The sequence below is a fragment of the Reyranella soli genome, from assembly GCF_007992495.1.
Classification (GTDB): domain Bacteria; phylum Pseudomonadota; class Alphaproteobacteria; order Reyranellales; family Reyranellaceae; genus Reyranella; species Reyranella soli.
The window spans coordinates 42,450-57,737 of the sequence record NZ_BKAJ01000035.1 but is presented as its reverse complement, the minus strand read 5'-3'; the positions used below and the strand labels follow the sequence as shown (position 1 = coordinate 57,737).

The window sequence follows — 15,288 nt, the reverse complement described above, 5'->3', positions numbered from 1 at the left end:
TCATGAGCGCGCAGGATGCGCGCGGTCCGGAAGACCATGATCTAGAAGATAAGTCCCCGCGGTTTCGCGTCCTGATCCAGCGGCCATATCGGACGCTCCACCTTCGTGTAGGGGACCTTTCTGTGATCGCGGCGCAGCGGTCCGCTCGATTCGACATAGACGACCTTCTTTGCGATCGGCCCGTAGGCCGCCATGAAATGATTGGTCGACTTCACCACCACGATCTTCTTCTGCGTCGGATCGATGCCGACGTTGGTGAACAATTCCAGTCCCGTCGCCTGCGTCCGATTCGCAATCAGTACGACATCGACGCCGCCGACGCGCACGGCGGCGCAATCGCCCACCGGAACCTGGGTCGGGCCGAAACGCTGCCAGGCGTTGCGCTTCAAACCGATGATCTCGACCTCGGCGTCGACCGGCTGGCCCGAGCTCGGCGCGATCTTGCCGCCGAAGCGCAGGCCGATCTTCGCACCCAAGCCGGCATCGAAGCAGATGCGCACCGCGATCGGATCCCAGATCGGGCCGAGACAGGCGTTCTCGACATTGCTCGCGATCAGATGGCGCAGGATGTCGGTGTTGTCCGACGGCGCGCCGCCGCCGGCATTGTCGGCGGGATCGGCGATCACCACCGGCAGGTCGTTGAAAGCCACGCCCTCGGCAACACCGCCGACCACGTCGAACGACGGCGGCTGGGTCTTGCCGCGCAGCGACACGAGCTCCTCGCCGAGCGTCGTCGCCAACGCATCGGCCTTCTTCTTGTCGCCGTCGGCGATCACCAGCACGCGCGTGCCGATCTCGGCCACGTCCCCATAGGGAAAGCAGTGGGCGATCGACACCGACAGGATGCCTTCCTTGCCTTCCATCGCCTTGATGCGGTCGACCAGGCCGCGCATCGGCTGGATGGTCGTGGGATAGCTCTGGATCTGGCGGCAGTCGTAGACCGACATCACGGGCGTCACCTCGCCGCGCAAGGTCGCCAGCACGAGATCGAGCACGTCCTCGGCGCGCTCGACGACGTCGGTGTGCGGGAATTCCTTGTAGAGCACGATGATGTCGGCGCCTGATACGCGCTTCATCGTGAGATGACAGTGCGGATCGAGCTCGACGCCGATCACGCACTTCGGCCCGACGATTGCCCTTGCCCGCTCGATGATGTCGCCTTCGACGTCGTCGTAGCCATGCGCCACCATGGCGCCATGCAGCCCGAGCAACAGGCCGTCGACCGGCAGCGCCGCCTTGAGCTGGTCCAGGATCTCGTCACGCATCGTCTCGTAATCGGCGCGATTGGTCGTGCCGGCGGGGCTGGCGGCAAAGCAGCTGCCTTCGATCAGTTCGAAGCCTTCCGCCTCGGCACGCTTGCGGCCGACGAACAATGGCGCGGTGCACATGCGCGGCGCATCGGCCGGATGCTCACCCGGCCGCAGGAACACCGATTCGCGATAGTTGTCGATGCTGGTCGGTAGCGGCGAGAAGGTGTTGGTCTCGGTCGCGAGCGTGGCGGTGAACAGGCGCATGGCATCTCCCCTACTCGTCATCCCGACCGGAGCCAAGCGTAGCGAGGCGCAGCGCAGGGACCTGTTCTGTCGATGTGTCGACCAGAACAGGTCCCTCGACTACGCCGCCCTTCGGGCGGCTTCGCTCGGGATGACGGTGGCGTTTATGGAACAACGCCGGCCGGGAGATCAACGCAATGCCGCGCGATCGCGCCGGGAGTCGTGAGCCAGATGCGGTCGCGGTGTTTCGCGATGTGACGCAGCGCGCGCTTCAGGTGCCGCAGGCGATGCGGCTGGCCGACCAGATAGGCATGCAGCGCCACGCCCATCACCAGCGGCCGCGTCTGCGACAGCTCCAGCATCTCGTCGAACTGGTCGATGATGATGTCGGCAAACGCCTCGCCGCCGATCTTGCGGCCGACGATCTGCGGAATGTCGTTCACTTCCTGTGGATAGGGCACGGCGAGGATGCGCTTGCCGCCGCGGCAGCTGAACCAGATCGGCTGGTCGTCCATGCACCAGTCCAGCAGATAGCGATAGCCCGCTTCCGCCAGCAGGTCGGGCGTGACGTGACTGTGCGAAATCCACGGCCCGAGCCAACCTTCCGGCGGGCGGCCCTCGGCTTCCGTCAGGCGCTGGGTCGCCTCGCCGATCAAGGCGCGTTCGGCCGCCTCGTCGAGGTCGCCCTGGCGCTCGGCGTTGGTGCGGCCATGCCCCACGATCTCGTCGCCCCGGGCCCGGCAGGCCGCCACCAGGGCCGGCGCATAGTCATACATCGCGCTGTTGACCAGGGCGGCCATCGGCAACTGCAGGGCGTCGAAGGCATCGAGCATGTACCAGGCGCCGACGCGATTGCCATAATCGCGCCATGCGTAGTTGAGAATGTCGGGATGTGGTCCACTCGGCGCCAGCTCTGCACCAAGGCCCTCGCCATAGGAAAAATGCTCCAGATTGAGGGCGAAATAGACGGCGAGCCGTCGGCCACTCGGCCAGGTGTAGTCGGCGCGGCCACGCAGCGGCACATAGCCGTAGCGGTTGTGTGTTCTGAGTTCCATTCCGAAAAACTAACGTCGGAAATCACGAAGGGCTACGGTTAGAACCATGCTCGAGCGCCTGCTGTCGGCTGCCCTCACCGGCTGCCTGCTTCTCTCCACCGGCTCCCCGGCCTTCGCCTACTACTCAAAAGATTCGTACGAAGGCGAGGTCACCTTCACCAGCATGGTCGAGATCGCCGAGGATGCGCCCGACTTCCTTCTGCAGCCCTCCTACATCAGCCGGCAGCTCCTGTATCTCGCGGGCCCACTTCAGGCCGCGCCCAAGAAGGCCGCCGCCAAGAACGACGCGAAAGTCGACGTTCTCGGAAAGCATCGCGACAGCAAGACCGGCAAGCTCTACGTGCGCTATCGCTACACCGGCACGTTCGTTCTCGACAACGGGCTTCAGGATGTCGTGAAAATCCGCCTGCCCCTCAACCTGGACGAGGTGTGGGAGCGCTCGAACAACAATTGCTTCAGCTGGGGCGACAAGTATCGCATGGCCTACTTCTGGGCTCCGCTGAACAAAGGCTGCGCGCTGGTCGACGGTGTCGACTATGTCACCTCGGACGGCATGATCGTCGCGAAGCGGGCCAACACCGCCAACACGACGCCCGCCTACGACCGCCTGGCCAACGGCAACGGCGAGATCCGCATCGTGCTGACGTTCGGCGCCGACGACGACAGGAACGGCAAGTCCGGCCCCGACAGCAACAACAAGGACTACAACGCCGCGAACTACCGTGACATCCGCAAGTTCCTGCTCAATCAGGGCTTCTCGGTGCGCACCGTCCCCGCCGACGAGCGCGAGCGCGAATGCGGCAATTCCAAGCCGCTGGCCGACTGGCCCGGCTACGTCGAGGAGTTCGCCCGCAAGGATGGCGCGCGCAAGATCGTCGTCCGCCTGTTCTGGGGCATCACCAACATCGGCGAGGACAGCAAGGCCTTCTTCTGCATGGCGAAGGAGGCTGCGGAACGGGGTTCCGTTTTCCTGTACTCGGGACATTCCCGCGTCGGCTTGCTCGATCTCACCTACATGGGCGAGCAGATCGGCGCGCCCATCAAGATGAATCTCGACCAGTACCAGATCTATGGATTCTTCGGCTGCTCGAGCTACAGCTACTACAATCTCTCCTATTTCGCAGCGAAGGCCTCGAAGGCCGATCCAGAGGGCACCAAGAACGCCGACATCATCACCAACGGCATTACCGGCTCGTTCGGCTCGATGACGGATTTCACCATCAAGACCCTGACCCCGATCTTCAATTGGTCGGCGCGCGGCACCAAGACGAGCTGGCAGCAGATCATGAACTCCTACTCGGAGAGATTCCTGACCGGGGTCAACGGCGACGAGTAGCCGGCTGCAGACCGCCGGGCGACGACTCCGCGCACCCGCAGGGCGTAGCGCGCACAATGCCGATGCGCTACGGTTACACAGCGAATGAAGAAGAAGTCGGCGTCTGAAGCCGCTGTTGGGATATTGGGAGGAGTAGTTCGCGTTGACGGCCACGAGTGCTGAAGCCCTGCCGGCTGCCCGTGACACCACGGACGCGCCGCGACGGTGGGCCGCCCCGCTATGGGTCGGCGCGCTGCTGATCGTGCTGGCGTTCCTGGTGATCTATCCGCTGTTGATGCTGGTGTTCGGCGCGCTGAGCGATTCCAATCCGATCGTCGACGGGTTCGGCTCCTTCCGGCCGTCGGCCAAGCATTTCCTCGACGTGCTGGCCAACGAGAACGTCCACCTCGCCTTCTTCAACGCCCTCGCGGCGTGCGGCGGCGGCACCGTCCTCGCGGTGGTGATCGGGCTCGCCTTCTCCTGGATCGTCGTGCGCACCAACACGCCGTTCAAGGGCTTCATCGCCGGCGCCAGCATGATCCCTCTGTTCGTGCCGCCGCTGGTCGCCGGCGTTGCCTGGGGCATCCTGGGCTCGCCCAAGACCGGCCTGCTCAACACCATGCTCAAGTGGGCGGGGATCGACTTCCGCTTCGACTTCTACTCGATGAGCGGCCTGATCATCGTCTTCGGCATCTACTACGCGCCCTACGTCTACATGTTCACCGCCTCGGCGCTGCGCAACATGGATCCGAGCCTGGAGGAAGCCTCGGAGGTGTCGGGCGCCTCGGCCTTCACCACGCTCTTCACCGTCACTTTCCCGCTGATCGCGCCGGCCATCCTGGCGGGCTCCCTGCTCTCCTTCGTGGTGATGCTGGGCATCTACGGCGTGCCCGCGGCGCTGGGCGCGCCCGCCAACATCAGCGTCCTCACCACCTATATCTTCAAGCTCACCGCCTGGAGCCCGCCGCTCTACAACACCGCCGCCGCCGTCGCGATCCTGTTGATGGTCGTCACGGCGATCCTGGTGTGGGCGCAGCAGAAGGTGCTGTCGGGCAAGAGCTACGCCACGGTCGCCGGCAAGGCGTTCCGCCCGCGCGCCCTCAATCTCGGTTCGTGGCGCTGGTTCACCTTCGGCCTGGCGCTGGTCTACCTGTTCGTCGTCGTGGTGCTGCCGACCCTGGCGCTGATCATCGCCGCGTTCCGCAAGTTCCTGTTCTTCAAGGACTTCAACGCGCTGTTCGACTGGAGCCAGTACAGCTGGGTCCATTTCAACAGCGTGTTCGACAATCCGCTGACCATGCTGTCGATCTGGAACACGCTGAAGGTCGGCGTCATCACCGCCGTGGCCGGCGGCGCGCTGGCCTTCGCCATCGGCTACACGGTGAACCGCACCACCGTCAGCGGCCGCCGCTCGATCGACCTTCTGGCGACGCTGCCCGTCGCCATCCCGGGCCTGGTCGTCGGCGTCGCCTACCTGTGGGCGTGGATCGGGCTGCCCGGCGGCCTCTACGGCACGATCTGGATCCTGGCCCTGGCCTTCGTCGCCCGCTTCATGCCGGACACGGTGAAGGCGCTGTCGACCTCGTTCCTGCAGATCCACAAGGAGCTCGAGGAAGCCGCCTGGATCTGCGGCCGCGGCCTTTTAGGGACCATCCGCACCATCGTGCTGCCGCTCGCCAGGCCCGGCGTCGTGGCGTCGATGACCTTGCTGTTTGTGCTGGCGATCCGCGAGCTGGGCTCCTCGCTGTTTCTCTACACCAGCGACACCACCGTGATGGCTGTCCTGCTGCTCGACTACTACGAGGGCGGCAACACCGGAAAGACCGCAGCGTTCAGCCTGGTACAGACGGCGATCCTGGGAGTCCTGCTGGGACTCACGACCTGGATCTCGCGCGAGACCACGCAGAACACGCGATTCAATTGAACAAGCTTCAGGAGGGAACAAGAGCAATGAAGAGACGTACCTTCACCAGGACCGCCGTGCTCGGCACCGCGGGACTCATCACGACCGGTTTGCCGGCGCTGGCACAGCAGGACAAGTTCGGCACCAAGGAGGAGATCGCCGCCGCCGAGAAGGAAGGCGGCCTCACCTACTACACGGCGAACTTCGCCGAGACCGAGCAGGAGGTCATCAAGGAGTTCAACAAGACCTTCCCCAAGATCAAGGTGTCGATGGTGCGCGCCCCGGGTGGCCAGCTCATCACCCGCATCAAGACCGAGGCGGCGGCCGGCAAGCTCGGCGCCGACGTCGTCAACCATTCCGACCGCGGCCTGATGCTGGAGCTGCAGGACCTGTTCGCCGACTACACGCCGCCCAACGCCGCCGACTACCGGCCCGACGCGCTGGTCTCGCCCAAGCTGTGGCCGGGCGTCACCTTGGGCTGGGCGATCGCCTACAACACCCAGCTGGTGAAGAACGCCCCCAAGACCTGGAAGGACCTCACCAACCCCGAATACAAGAACAAGCAGATCGGCCAGGTGGTCGGCCCGTCGGGCGGCACGACCTGGACCCGCGTCATGTTCGAGCGCCAGGTGCTGGGCGAGGACTACTGGGCCAAGCAGGCGGCGCTCGGCATCACGCTCTACCCGTCGGGCGCGCCGGCCTCCGACTCGCTGGTGCGCGGCGAGGTCTCGATCGCGCCCCTGCTCTACAACATCATCTACACCAAGATCGTCGAGGGAGCGCCGGCCGAGGCGATCTTCGCGCCCGAGGGCGTGCCGATCATCCCCTACGCCGACGGCATCACCAAGACATCGAAGAGCCCCAACGCGTCGAAGCTCTTCATGAACTGGCGGCTCAGCAAGGAAGGCCAGTCCTTCCAGATCGCCAAGCTCGGCAACATCACCTCGATGAAGGAACCGCCCTCCTTCCCCAAAGGCTGGGACCCCAAGGTGGTCAAGGTGTGGGTGCCGAACTTCGAGCAGTTCGAGAAGCTGCGCGAGCCCTGGCTCAACGACTGGAACAAGACCTACGGCTACCGGCAGTGACGAGCGCACTTCTCATCGAGGACCTGGTCAAGCAGTTCGCGACGGGCAAGCCCGCCGTGGACGGCGTCAGCTTCGACGTCCCGGCGGGCGAGATCGTGGTGTTGCTGGGCCCCTCGGGCTGCGGCAAGACCACGACCTTGCGCTGCGTGGCGGGTCTGGAACATCCGACGGGCGGCCGCATCTCGATCGGCGACCGCGTCGTCTCCGAGCCGCAACGCGGCCTCCTGGTCAGTCCGCGCGAGCGCGACATCGGCATGGTCTTCCAGTCCTATGCCGTGTGGCCGCACATGACGGTGCGGCAGAACGTGGCCTATCCGCTGAAGCACCGCCGAAAGAACGGCGGCGGCGACATCAACACCAAGGTCAACGAGACGCTGGAGCTGGTCGGCCTCGGCGACTACGCCGAACGGCCGGTGACGTCGCTCTCGGGCGGCCAGATGCAGCGCGTGGCGTTGGCGCGCAGCTTGGTCTATCGGCCGCAACTGCTCCTCCTCGACGAGCCGCTCAGCAACCTCGACGCCAAATTGCGCATCCGGCTACGCGACGAGCTGCGCCGCATCCTGAAGCAGACCGGCATGACCGGACTTTACGTCACGCACGATCAGTCCGAGGCCGTGGTCCTCGGCGACCGCATCGGCGTGATGAAGGACGGCAAGCTTTTACAGATGGCCCCGCCGGCCGAGATCTATAACCGACCGGCCGATTCCTTCGTCGCCAACTTCACCGGCGCCTCCAACATCCTTTTGGGCAAGGTGCTGGCGCGCAATGGCGACAAGGCCACCATCGATCTCGGCGCCGCCGGCCGCATCGAAGCCTGGACCCCGCAGCCGCTCGCCGTCGGCGACAAGGCGCGTGTGGCCTTGCGCGCCGAGAACGTGCGGCTTGGCGAAAAGGGTCCGGCCAATGCCTTCTCCGGCCGCGTGGTCGAGCGCCGCTATCAGGGCATGCAGACGGTGTACGACGTCGAGCTGGGCGGCCAACGCCTCGAAGCGCTCGAGCTCGGCACAGCGGCCCGTCACAACGACGGCGAAATCCCGCTGACCCTGCCCCCCGACCAGTGCTGGGCTTACCGAGACGAGGGCGCCACCTCAGTCGAATGATTCAGACTCTTCCGGACCGCGAGCCTCCGGCTCGCTCATGAGTCATGAGCAAGCCGGAGGCTCGCGGTCCGGAAGAACATGAAACGCCCGTTCAGGCCAGGAGATCGCGGCAGCGCAGGTCGTCGACCGCAAGCATGATGCGTTCGAGGTTGTTCCACCAGACCCGTGGCGGGATGTTGAACGCCGCTTGCATCACCGGCCTCATGATCAGCCAAAGCGCCGACAGGCGATAGTCGGCGTCGAGCATCCCGCGGTCGTAGCCGGTCACGCCTTGGGCAACGAGTTCCGCATGATAGCGGTCGAGCAGCAGCGACTCGATGCGACGCCGGCGATCAGGGTACCAGAGCATGGCCATCATGTAGGCGAGGTCATCTGTAGCGGTATCGACGCTCCACGCTTCCCAGTCGATCAGCCGAACGCCTCCGCCTTGACGGGGCAGGAAGAAGTTCCACGAGTGTGCATCGCCATGGACGACCGTCAGATGACGATGCGACTGGTAACGACCGAGCAGGCGCGGCGCCTGATCGAGCAGCCGCCGGTAGAGATCGCGCCGGTCAGGGGGCATCAAGCCCTCGCCGAAGCGATCGGTGAACTGCGCCAGCCGTTTTTCGAATCCGTGTACGTTCCGGACAAGGTCGTCGAGGGCGGGCCATCCCCCTCTCAATGCGCCAAGACGCGGACTGTCCCACCACGCGGCATGGAAGCGCGCCAGCGCCTGGACGATGCTCTCGCACTCGGCGAACGTCGGCGGCAACGGCCATTCGGTGGCGATGAAGTGCGAATCGGTCAGGTCCTCGAGCAGCAGATGCCAGGCGCTGGTGTCAGTCGCCTCGACGATCTCGAAGCAGCGCGGCACCAGTCCCGCCGATCCGGCCTGGGCGATGTCGCGGTAGAAGGCGATTTCACGGGCGTTTGCGTAGGTCGAGCGGCCGGCCGAGTCGAGGTGTCCCATCTTGAGGATGATGGAACTCGGCGCGTCGGCGGCCTGCCCTTCGTAGCCGAGGCTGAGCCGCAGCGTATGGGACCGCAGCTTCTTCAGCGAGCTCACGACGGCGACGTCGCGGACGCGTGCCGACCCGATCACACCTGATCTGCGAAGCGCGGCGTCGAGGCGGTCGGCACTTGCCGCCGCGGGAAGCGGAGCGATCGTCACGGCGGCAGCGTAGCAGGTCCCAATTGCAATCAGCAGGCGGATAACGCCGACGGCTTCCGGAGTCCTACGGTCGAGGTGCCTGAAACACCAACCCGAAGGATCCCATCATGTCCAAGGAACAGGAAAACAAGGAAGTCGTCGGCCGCTGGTTCACGGAATTCTGGGGCACGACCTGCAACCTCGCCGTCGTCGACGAGCTCGCCGCCCCCGACATGCTGCTGCAGTACTCGCTGCACGCCCCGCGCCGCGGCCGTGACGACATCAAGCGGTTCATGACCGACTTCCGCGCGGCCTTCACCGATCTCGCGTTCGGCGGCACCGCCGACCTCATTGCCGAGGGCGACTATGTCGTCGGCCGCTGGGAAGGCGGCGGCACGCACACCGGTCCCGCTTTCAGCGACTTCCTGATCGGATCGCTGCCCGCCAAGTCCGGCCGCAAGATGCACTTCACGGGCACAACCGTGCTGCGTATCGAGAACGGCAAGGTCAAGGAAGAGATCGGGCTCGACGACGGCGTGACCGCCCTGCAGCAGCTCGGACTGCTGAAGGCGGCCTAAAGCGCGGCACGCAGCGCCGCGGTGAGCGGCGCATCGTGCTCGGGCAGCAAAACTTGCGGATCGAGGGTGAGCACGCCGCGCGCGGCGTGCCGCTCCGACAGATGCACCGGCGGATCGCCGCGCTGCAGGCGCGCGCTCACGGCAAGCGCTTCCGGCACGGCGATCTCCAGCACCGGCACGCGGCCGGTGACCGAGGCCGGCACCAGCGTCACCTTGTGCCCGTTGAGCTCGATCGCGATCGCCTTCAGGCGCGCTTCCAGCCGCGCATTGTTGGACGCATCGTCGGCTTTCACGAAACGATCGAGCGCCGTCAGCAGGCCGACGATCTCCTCCTTGCCCGCCTTGAAGCCGCGACCGATGCCATGGTGCGGCACGCCGCGCAGGTTGGCGCGATCGACAAGCTTGGGCGGCGACCAGGTCTCCGGCGCCACGTCCATGTCGAGCTGCTGCAGGAGCGCCGAGGCGACAAGGTCGCGGCGGCCGGCCAGGATGCCCGACGCCTGCGGCCCACCCAGCGCCTTGCCGCCGGAGAAGGCGACGAGATCGGCGCCCATGGCGACGAAGCGTTTCAGGTTCTCCTTGGGCGGCAGCTGCGCGGCGGCATCGACGATCAACGGGATGCCGGCGGCGCGACAAGCGGCAACGGCCGTCGGCAGATCGGCGAGGCTCGTGGCATTCACCGAGAAGGCCATGGCGACCACGGCAGGCGACAGCGCCGCCTCGATCTCCCACGCTTCGAGGCCGCGCACGCCGGCGCCCGTGCCGCGGTCGTTGTGCCCGATGTCGATCAGCCGCGCGCCGGACGCGGCCAGCGCATGGGCATAGCCGGTGCGATGGGTGCGCGGGATCAGGATATCGCGCGGAAAATCGCCGTGCGGTAGCGACGCCATCTTCGCCACGTCCCAGCGCGCGATCGACGCTGCGGCCGCCAGGGTCAGCGCCGCGGCCGCACCCGTCGTCACCAGTCCCGCCTCGGCGCCGGTCGCCTCGGCGATACGCGCGCTGGCTGCGTCCTGCAGCTCGCCGATGTCGACGGAGGCGCGCGACGCGGCGGCCATCGCCTCGACGACATCCGGCGCCATGACGGCGCCGCCTAGCCGCGTCAGCGCGCCGGCGGCATTGATGCGGCGACGGACACCGAGCCGTGAATAGGGATCGCTCATGAATAGAGCTTAGCGCGACTGGCCAGAACGTCGAGCGGCCTGCGCAACAGCTTCGCGCCTTCAAGCACGCCGGGCGTGGACTTCGCCGACCATCGCCCGAAGAAGCTTGAACATGCTGGCAAGCATGGAGGACTTACTTAGACGCTTGTCGCGTGTGTTCGCGACGGCTGCCCAGCAGAAGCCGGAACTGGTCCGCACCATGATGGCGGTGGATCCGGGCAAGGAACCGTCGTGCCACCAGGTCCCGGCTTCATTTACGGCTCACCCTTTGGCATAGGTCGCCTTCTGCGCCGAAGCCGTTGTCATCCTGACGATGGTTTCGGGCTTCAGGATATTGGCCGGCTCGGGGAAACCGCTGACATGCATGGCGAAGCGCACGAGGTCGCCGGGGCATGCCAGCCAGCCACCGCACGAATCCAGGCGCTTCACGTTCGCCCGGTACGGATCCCCGCCATTCTGGCCGTAGTACTTCACCTCGCCATGGCGACGTTCTTCCGGCGTATTCCCACCGATCGTCATGGCGCTGATGCCGCAGCGGCTCAGCACGCTCTCGCGGACGAACTCCGCATACGGCCAGCCGGCGATTTTCTCGATCACGCGTCCGAGCAGGCAGTAACCGAAGTTGGAATAGGCAAAGACGGAACCGGGCCGGGTCACCGGCGCCTGGTAACGCAACGTCGCATCGATCAACTCCGCCTGCGTCAGGTCCGGGCGATCGAGCATCGGATCCACCGAGTTGTTCGGCCAGGCCCCGGATGTGTGGGTCAGAAGATGCTCGATCGTGATCTCCGGTAGATGGTCTTCATACGGCGGCTTTTCGTAGTCGATTCCAAGCACGCCGCCCGGCCCCAAGACCTTGTCTTCCAGCCTGAGACGCCCCTGCTCGACGAGCGTAAAGACCGCAACCGAGGTGATCGGCTTGCTGATGCTGCAGACGCGGAACATATGCGCCGTCGTCGCTGCCTCGCCCGCCTCGCGATCCGCCCATCCGAACGCCTCCTGATAGAGGAGCCGGCCGCTGCGACCGATGGCGACGGAAAATCCCGGCACCGCGTACTGCTGCATGAAAGCCGCGGCCAGCTCGGCCATGGCCGTCCGCTCGGCAGGCGTCGGCTCGGCCGCTTCTCTTGCTTGTGACCATGCGGAGCCTTGCGCGAGCGGCCAGGCCGCCGCGGCACCGAGAAGGTTGATGAAGCCTCGCCGACGGATCCGTCCCTCCCTCGCGGGTTGGGGCACATTGTATCGGAGATTCTTGCAATAATCGCGGCTTTCGCTACCCGAGCCTTGTCGGAATCGACTTGTTGCCCGCCAACCGCCTGCGCTTCACGATCCGCCGAACATGGGAGGAACTCGCGATGAGTCGCCTGTTCGGTGAGTTTCGCCAGGTCGGCATCGTTGTCCGCGACATCGAGGCCGCCATGAAGCACTGGGTCGAGGTCTGCGGTGTCGGTCCGTGGTTCTACACCGACAAGCTTGCCGTCACGCAGTTCAGCTACCGCGGCACGCGCTACGACGACATCCACGTCTCGATCGCGCTGGCCAACTCGGGCGACGTGCAGCTCGAGCTGATCCAGCAGCGTTGCGCCACGCCCAGCATGTATCGCGACTTCCTCGCCGCCGGTCACGAAGGCATGCAGCACTGGTCAAGCTGGCCGGTCGACTACGACGCGATCCTGAAGAAGGCGCTGGGATCGGGCTACACGGTCGGCCAGCAGGGCGACAGCGCCCGCGGCCGCTTCGTCTATCTGTGGAACGAAGGCCATCCCGGGACGGTGATCGAGATGGCCCACATGACCGAGGCCCGTCGGCGCATCTTCGACGCTATCCGCGCAGCCGCCGTCGGCTGGGACGGCAGAGACCCGATTCGGCGCAGCTGGCCGACGTGAACGCGCGGGCACTGCGCAGCGCGGGGGCCAGCCAGGACCATGATGAAGAGTCGGCGTGACAGCAGTGCTGGCACTCGCGGCGTCGACACAACGACCGGATGGACCCGCCAGCTTCAGGGGCCTCTACGGTGCAAAAAAACCCACGAAAACGAAACTGTTCTCGCACACTGAAGTTATTGACTGAATCACACTTCAGTTATAATATCGCTGTGTTGCGCTGCGTCCGTGCGCTCCCGCTCTTTGCATCGTTGATCCGAGACCAGAACGCTGCGTCAGACACCGCGCGCTGCCCGTCCGGTCGCTTGCCTCCGGACCGGGGTGCGCTGAGGGCGCGTCATGGTCTTCCGGACCGCGAGCCTCCGGCTCGCTCATGATTCATGAGCGCGCCAGGAGGCGCGCAGTCCGAAAGAGCACGAGATGACGCGCCACTGGAGTCCCCCAGCGAGCTCGGCCTTCACCGCGAGCGTGATTCCAACATCTTAATTATCTTAACCATCTAAATTCAGAGGGCGGCCTACCGATAGTGGGCAGGTCCAGTGAAAACTACTACGCGGGGACTACCGGAAAGGGCGGAAAGGGCGCTAAGTCCGAGAATTGGCTGCCAGCAGTGCATGCACCGCTGCTTCTCATGCACCCCAACCTTCGAAAGCGCTGCACCGCGCCATCAAGCCGAAACGCTAGACCTTCGCGATGATCGCCACCGGCCCGCCGCCCGGCGGGCCCTGGTGCTCGGCGCCGCCGGACACGTAAAGCAGCGTGTCGCCGATCACGCCGGCCAGCACGCCGCCGACCAGGGCGCGGGCGTGGCGCGTCGAATGGATGTCGCTGTCGTCGAGCATGGTATGGCGCCGGCCGCGGATCTCGCCCGTGGGCGAGGCCTCGGCCTTGGCCAGGACGGCGACGGTCTCGCCGCCGAGCCGGGCCAGCACGCGGCGCGCGGCCTCGGCGTCGATGGCGTCGGTCATCACGTCGTGATCGATCAAAAGATCCCCTGCCCAGCCCGGCGCGTTGCCCAGCACGACGATCTCGTTGCGCAAGAGCTCGACGCCGGCCGATGTGCTGGCGACCCTGGAATAAAGCGACCAGTCGCGGCAGACGGCGGCTTGCGGGGCATCCTTGATCTCGCCCAGCGCCAGGGCGACGCCCAGCGCCGAGGCGCCGCGCGACAGCGCCATCGAATGATAGGTATCGTCGGTCGCTACGCCGGCGCCGCGGCGCTCGGCCTCTTCGATGCGCTCCTTGGTGAGCAGCGGACATTTGATCTGGACGAAGTGGACATCGCCGGCCGACGCGATGCCCGCATCCTTCATGGCCGAATCGACGGCCTCGGCGGTCGCCGCGATCTGTGGAGCGCGGCCGATCTCCTCAGGCTTGAAAGACCGTGTCAGGCCGACGCCGATAGCGAGACGCGAGCCGGTCGCCGCTGCGGTCGCCGTCTCACGGCAGAACACCAGAAGATGCGGCGACAGCCCACCCTCCGTGCCGCCTGACATGACGATGGCGACGCGGCCTTCGACCTCGGCCATCGGGCATTTCAGGCGCTCGGCCAGCAGCAGCTTCAGCGCCAGAGTGGCGTAGCCGCGGGTGAAATCGTTGACGCAGCCATTGCCTTCGGTCTTGCCGACGATGGCGACGATGGTCGCGGGATCGATCTCGCCGCGATCGATGGCCTGGGCGAGCGGCACGGTGTCCTGTGGGCCGGCCGTCGGCAGGCGCAGCACCCTCGCCCGGCGGGTCATGCCGCCTTGCCGGCGTCGCTGCCGTGCCGCTGGCGGCGGCGGCGCACCCAGGTGAAGGAGACCAGCGCCAGGGCGATCACCAGGAACGACACGCCCGTCGTCACCGTGCCCAGCGCATAGAGCACCGGCGTGGTGACGTTGGTGGTCATGCCGTAGATTTCCAGCGGCAGGGTGTTGAAGGTGCCCGATGTGTAGAGGCTGCGCGCGAACTCGTCGTAGGAGAGCGTGAAGCCGAACAGCCCGACGCCGATGAGGCTCGGCAGCAGGATCGGGATGACCACGAAGCGGATGGTCTGCCACGAGGTGGCGCCGAGGTCGCGCGCTGCCTCCTCGTAGCGCCGGTCGAAGCGGTTGAAGACGGCGAACATGATCAGCAGCCCGAACGGCAGGGTCCAGGTGAGATGGGCGCCGAAAGCCGAGCTGTACCAGGCGGCATCCCAACCGAGCACGCGATAAAGGAGGCCGATGCCCAGGCTGATCAGAATCGAGGGCACGATCAGGCTGGCGATGGCGAGATAGAAGATGAAGGCCGATCCCTTGAAGCGGCTGCGGAAGGCGAGACCGGCCGAGAACGAGGCGGCGACCGTCACCAGCATGACGGCCACGCCCAGGATCATCGAGCGCTGCAGCGAGCCTGCGAAGTCGCCGACCATCTGCTTCTCGAACAGGTTCTTGAACCAGTGCACCGACACACCGTTCATCGGGAAGGTGAGCCCGCCCGACGGCCCCTGGAACGACAGGACCAGGATGGTGAGGGTAGGCCCGTAGAGGAACAGCACGAACAGGCCGAAGAAGCCGGCCAGCAGCCAGTAGCCAGGACCGCGGCGGCGACCGATCAC

At 65.8% G+C, this 15,288-nt stretch carries 13 protein-coding genes; 6 read left to right on the top strand and 7 right to left on the bottom strand.

Going from position 1 to position 15,288, the window contains the following annotated elements:
- Window positions 1–41: 41 nt before the first annotated feature.
- On the bottom strand, window positions 42–1,514 hold the full coding sequence (locus RSO01_RS11985) for a M81 family metallopeptidase (RefSeq protein WP_147149329.1): 1,473 nt from the start codon (window positions 1,512–1,514) through the stop codon (window positions 42–44).
- A 143-nt stretch (window positions 1,515–1,657) separates the two neighbouring features.
- Entirely contained in the window at window positions 1,658–2,548 is an 891-nt protein-coding gene (locus RSO01_RS11980; protein ID WP_147149328.1) for a polysaccharide deacetylase family protein, read from the bottom strand.
- A 46-nt stretch (window positions 2,549–2,594) separates the two neighbouring features.
- Between RSO01_RS11980 and RSO01_RS11975 the strand changes: the two genes are divergently transcribed.
- The 4 genes from RSO01_RS11975 to RSO01_RS11960 all read left to right on the top strand — a co-directional run bounded on the left by RSO01_RS11975 (window position 2,595) and on the right by RSO01_RS11960 (window position 7,951).
- Window positions 2,595–3,884, top strand: a complete 1,290-nt coding sequence (locus RSO01_RS11975; protein ID WP_147149327.1) for a hypothetical protein — start codon at window positions 2,595–2,597, stop codon at window positions 3,882–3,884.
- A 142-nt stretch (window positions 3,885–4,026) separates the two neighbouring features.
- Window positions 4,027–5,787: an ABC transporter permease gene (locus RSO01_RS11970; RefSeq protein ID WP_246158323.1), complete on the top strand. Its 1,761-nt coding sequence runs from the start codon at window positions 4,027–4,029 to the stop codon at window positions 5,785–5,787.
- A 26-nt stretch (window positions 5,788–5,813) separates the two neighbouring features.
- Window positions 5,814–6,851, top strand: coding sequence for an extracellular solute-binding protein (locus RSO01_RS11965; protein WP_147149326.1), 1,038 nt, complete (start codon window positions 5,814–5,816; stop codon window positions 6,849–6,851).
- On the top strand, window positions 6,848–7,951 hold the full coding sequence (locus tag RSO01_RS11960) for an ABC transporter ATP-binding protein (protein WP_147149325.1): 1,104 nt from the start codon (window positions 6,848–6,850) through the stop codon (window positions 7,949–7,951). Before RSO01_RS11965 ends, RSO01_RS11960 begins: the two co-directional genes overlap by 4 nt.
- A 91-nt stretch (window positions 7,952–8,042) precedes the next feature.
- Here RSO01_RS11960 and RSO01_RS11955 read toward each other — a convergent pair whose 3' ends face one another.
- Window positions 8,043–9,104, bottom strand: coding sequence for a phosphotransferase (locus RSO01_RS11955; RefSeq protein ID WP_170303001.1), 1,062 nt, complete (start codon window positions 9,102–9,104; stop codon window positions 8,043–8,045).
- 107 nt (window positions 9,105–9,211) lie between these two features.
- Here RSO01_RS11955 and RSO01_RS11950 point away from each other — a divergent pair, with 107 nt between their 5' ends.
- Window positions 9,212–9,661 carry an ester cyclase gene (locus RSO01_RS11950; protein ID WP_147149323.1) on the top strand — a complete coding sequence of 150 codons (450 nt, stop codon included), beginning with the start codon at window positions 9,212–9,214 and terminating at the stop codon, window positions 9,659–9,661.
- Here RSO01_RS11950 and RSO01_RS11945 read toward each other — a convergent pair.
- Window positions 9,658–10,824 carry an aminotransferase class V-fold PLP-dependent enzyme gene (locus RSO01_RS11945; protein WP_147149322.1) on the bottom strand — a complete coding sequence of 389 codons (1,167 nt, stop codon included), beginning with the start codon at window positions 10,822–10,824 and terminating at the stop codon, window positions 9,658–9,660. The two genes, RSO01_RS11950 and RSO01_RS11945, sit on opposite strands and share 4 nt — an antisense overlap.
- A 261-nt stretch (window positions 10,825–11,085) precedes the next feature.
- Window positions 11,086–11,913: a serine hydrolase domain-containing protein gene (locus RSO01_RS11940; protein ID WP_147149321.1), complete on the bottom strand. Its 828-nt coding sequence runs from the start codon at window positions 11,911–11,913 to the stop codon at window positions 11,086–11,088.
- A 266-nt stretch (window positions 11,914–12,179) separates the two neighbouring features.
- Here RSO01_RS11940 and RSO01_RS11935 point away from each other — a divergent pair, with 266 nt between their 5' ends.
- A complete protein-coding gene (locus RSO01_RS11935; RefSeq protein WP_147149320.1) occupies window positions 12,180–12,710 on the top strand; it encodes a VOC family protein in 531 nt (176 codons plus the stop codon).
- A 677-nt stretch (window positions 12,711–13,387) separates the two neighbouring features.
- On the opposite strand, the gene atzD is transcribed toward RSO01_RS11935, so the two are convergent.
- Both atzD and RSO01_RS11925 read right to left on the bottom strand, forming a co-directional pair.
- Window positions 13,388–14,449 (bottom strand): cyanuric acid amidohydrolase, encoded by a 1,062-nt coding sequence (gene atzD / locus RSO01_RS11930; protein WP_147149319.1) that lies wholly within the window; start codon window positions 14,447–14,449, stop codon window positions 13,388–13,390.
- Window positions 14,446–15,288 carry an ABC transporter permease gene (locus RSO01_RS11925; protein ID WP_147149318.1) on the bottom strand — a complete coding sequence of 281 codons (843 nt, stop codon included), beginning with the start codon at window positions 15,286–15,288 and terminating at the stop codon, window positions 14,446–14,448. The genes atzD and RSO01_RS11925 overlap by 4 nt, the downstream gene beginning before the upstream one ends.